The following is a 295-nucleotide window of genomic DNA, read 5'->3' as shown; positions in this document are numbered from 1 at the left end:
GGATTGGCGTAAATTGCATCACGCTCGGTCATCTCCGCCCACATTTCGGTGTGCCCCATCATAACCACGTCCAGCACGCGCATGTCTTCGTAGGCACATTGGTCTTGGCGCAATTTACCCAAACGCACGACGTTTTCAATCGCTACTTCGCCGGCAGTCTGTTCCAAATCGCCGCCAAGGATTTTCATGAAGGTGGATTTGCCTGAGCAGTTGGCGCCGATCAAGACGTAACGGTTGCCTTCGCCGAATTTGACGGATACGTTTTAAAACAGATGCTTTGCGCCGAACTGCATGG

General features: G+C 52.5%; 1 pseudogene. It reads right to left on the bottom strand.

Annotation, left to right across the window (positions count from 1 at the left end):
- Window positions 1-293: pseudogene (locus tag ACTHR2_RS10575) on the bottom strand (ATP-binding cassette domain-containing protein); the annotation flags it as partial.
- Window positions 294-295 lie beyond the last annotated feature (2 nt).

The organism is Neisseria sp. P0006.S004 (assembly GCF_051963015.1).
Lineage (GTDB): Bacteria > Pseudomonadota > Gammaproteobacteria > Burkholderiales > Neisseriaceae > Neisseria.
Note: the sequence above shows the minus strand (reverse complement) of the source record. Positions and strands in the feature narration are given on the sequence as shown.